Source organism: Microcystis sp. LE18-22.4A (assembly GCF_027531105.1).
GTDB lineage: Bacteria > Cyanobacteriota > Cyanobacteriia > Cyanobacteriales > Microcystaceae > Microcystis > Microcystis aeruginosa.
In genome coordinates this window covers 1-3,018 of sequence record NZ_JAPZRB010000387.1, presented here as the reverse complement: position 1 = coordinate 3,018, position 3,018 = coordinate 1, and the positions used below count along the sequence as shown (strand labels likewise).

General features: G+C 48.7%; 2 protein-coding genes. One reads left to right on the top strand and one right to left on the bottom strand.

What is annotated here, in order from left to right; genetic code table 11:
• Positions 1–851, bottom strand: an 851-nt coding sequence (locus O9295_RS17060; protein WP_288034060.1) for an ATP-binding protein, incomplete at its 3' end; no start/stop codon positions are given.
• 244 nt (positions 852–1,095) lie between these two features.
• Between O9295_RS17060 and O9295_RS17055 the strand changes: the two genes are divergently transcribed.
• On the top strand, positions 1,096–3,018 hold a 1,923-nt coding region (locus O9295_RS17055), incomplete at its 3' end, for a DNA methyltransferase (protein WP_353851871.1).

The window sequence follows — 3,018 nt, the reverse complement described above, 5'->3', positions numbered from 1 at the left end:
CCGATCAGATAAAGACTGGTGTTATTAAAACCGAGTCCCAAGAATCGCAGAATCATAAAACACATGAGAACGGCAATTAGTAGGGGAGTACCGTCGATCCACTGGGTATGGTCATAATTATTACCCTCTAACCCCAAATATTCTTCCTTGACCACCCGTTTCGCTAACATGGGATTACCGATCGCCCGTTGTTGCCAATCGGCTAGTTTACCCGGTGTCACCTGCAATCCCAAATCGTTTGCTTCCCCTTCCATAATTTCGCGGATCGCCTTTTCTGGTAAAGCTTCCAATTCGATGCGGGGAAGCTTCAAAAAAATATCTCTGGCCGGGGGGTAAGTGGCCAATAATAATATCGGCTGTCCCTGTAAATGCAGTTTTTCTAACCAACAACGCAGGGAAACGGGGAACCTGTGGGCATTGTCCATGACCAGAAAAGCGACGTTACCCTCTAACCATTCGGCGATGGTTTCCTGTAACTGTTGTGCCGTCATCGGTTTGCCCTCTAGCGTCTCCGTATCTACCTCCAAATCCCCGGCGATTTCCAGAAGCATCTGTTTGACCGTGCCGATAGCAGGGGCGGACACCGGAAACCCCCGCCCCCACAAGTCCTCAATTACCCGCTCCGCTAAAAAGGTCTTTCCCGCACCAGCTTCCCCCACCACCAACAAACTGGCATTGGCTAGTAGGGCAGCTACCACCCGCTCTTTTTCTGCTCGCCTATAGCAGGGGATTGAAAGGGAATCATCAACGGAACGGATCGACAAAGACTGACGCTCACCGTCCGCTCCAACCCCGTAGGTATAGACCCGCTCCTCCCCGTTAGCCAATCTCCTTCTGTGTCGCTCGATCATCGTTCCGATTCCCAGTTCCCTTTCTTAACTATAGTTCCCCCCAATCTTTACTAGGGGATAACTCTGTACTACTTTACTTCCGGTGAGAGAAAGTGAAGTATTGACCGCTATTCGTGGCATCCTAGAGATAGGTGGTAAACCTTGACAATTGCATTGATAATAATCGATGGTTTTACTGGATTTACTCTATCTATCACCAAAGGGCGGGTAGGCAATCGCTTAAGAGGAATAATCGAAATCAGTTTTGGAAGTTGGGGAAATGCCGGAACGATTACTAAGACTAGACGATTTAAAGACTTTAACTAGCCCCGATGGGGTAGCGTCCCTATTCCATCGGTTAGGTTACGATGCCGAAGCGCAACCCCTAAACCTAGAGGACTTGCAGTTAACTTCCAGAAGTGCCGAAGCTGTCTATGATGCCTACCTGATTGCCGATCAGGGGAATGGGGGATTACAGGTGTTGCTGTTCCAATTGCAGCCGGAGGAGTGGTCTTCCCCCAGTGTTGCCAGTAGTCGCATGAAAGCGATCGCCTCTCAGGTAGGTCGTCGTGATACCGAGTTTCTCTTATTGGCAACCAAAGACTACAACCAATTGATGTTGGTCAATCCTCGCAAGAGCTTTGACGATAAGATGAACCTCAAGGCCAGCATCAGAAAACTTTTAATTGACCGTACCAATCCTACCGCTTATGACCTCGATCGATTGGAAGCGATCGCTGTCAGGGATAAGTCACCGCAGGAACTCTACAAGGTACAGTGTGAAGCCTTTGATGTTGAGAAGCTGACTAAGAGTTTCTATAGGGGATATAAACAACTGTTTGATCAGGTTCAGCAGGCAGTAAAGTTGCACAATGACCACCCCTATTTTGAGGACTCAGACCGTTTACACCAGTTCTCTCAGCGACTGTTAGGAAGGATAATGTTCCTCTACTTTCTCCAGAAGAAAGAGTTTTTGGCGGGGGATCGTCGTTTCCTCACTACCCAATACAAACATCTAAGACCCGACCCCGATGACACAGAATATTACACTAGCGTCCTCGAACCCTTATTTTTCCAGACGTTGAACCAACAGCGTCCCAATCTCGATTCAAAATGGGGCAAGATTCCCTACCTCAACGGCGGTCTATTCGATCGAGATTATGGTCCGGGAATTAGGGACACGGCGGGGCGGCCGACACCGGAAACCATCGCCTTACCCAATCGGCTGTTTGACCCGGGGGATACGGATAGTATTCTCGGCTTTTTCAACGGTTACAACTTCACCATTGCCGAGAACGTGGCGGGGGATGAAGACGTGGCGGTTGACCCGGAGATGTTAGGGAAAGTATTCGAGAATATGCTGGCCGCTGACGAACGGGGACAATCGGGGACGTTCTACACCCCCAGAGGCATCGTCCAGTTCATGTGTTCTGAGGTGTTGTCCCGTTACCTCGCCGATGAGACGGGGATGAGCTTAGAAGTTTTGCAGAAGTTGATTGATTATGACCCTGACTTACCCGATTCAGAGTTCAATCAGTTGATGACTCCTCAACAGACTAAAAGTCTAAAACAGGCGATCGCTTCCATTAAAGTGCTTGACCCTGCCGTAGGTTCGGGTGCGTTCCCTCTCGGTATGATGCAGGTAATCCTGAACGTGAGACAGGCCGTAGCCAGACGGGAAGGGATGAAAGTTTCTAGGGGAAGTCTCACTATCAGCCAATGGAAACGGGATATTATTGCCAATAATCTCTACGGTGTCGATATTAAACCAGAAGCGATCGAAATCGCTAAATTGAGGATGTGGCTGTCTCTGGTAGTGGACATCCCCAACATAGAAGATGTGGAACCCTTGCCTAACCTAGACTACAAGCTGATGTGTGGGGATTCCCTCATCTCTACCATTCACGGGGAACAGTTAATCCCAGACCCCACCAAAACTCAGCAGGCGATGTTAGCCGTTACTCCTATTCAGATTGCGATCGCTCCTTTACTTGAGCTAGAAAAAAGATATTTTGATGTCCAGACGGAAGAACGTCATCGACTACGGGAACAGATACTTGAAGCTGAGGCCAATGTGTTTCGGGTGGCGGTGAGCGATCGGCAGCAGTATTGGTTAGGTAAGCAGAAAGAATTAGAAACCGAGATTAAAACTATGAAAGGTAAGGTTTCTAGAACTCAGGAAAAGGAA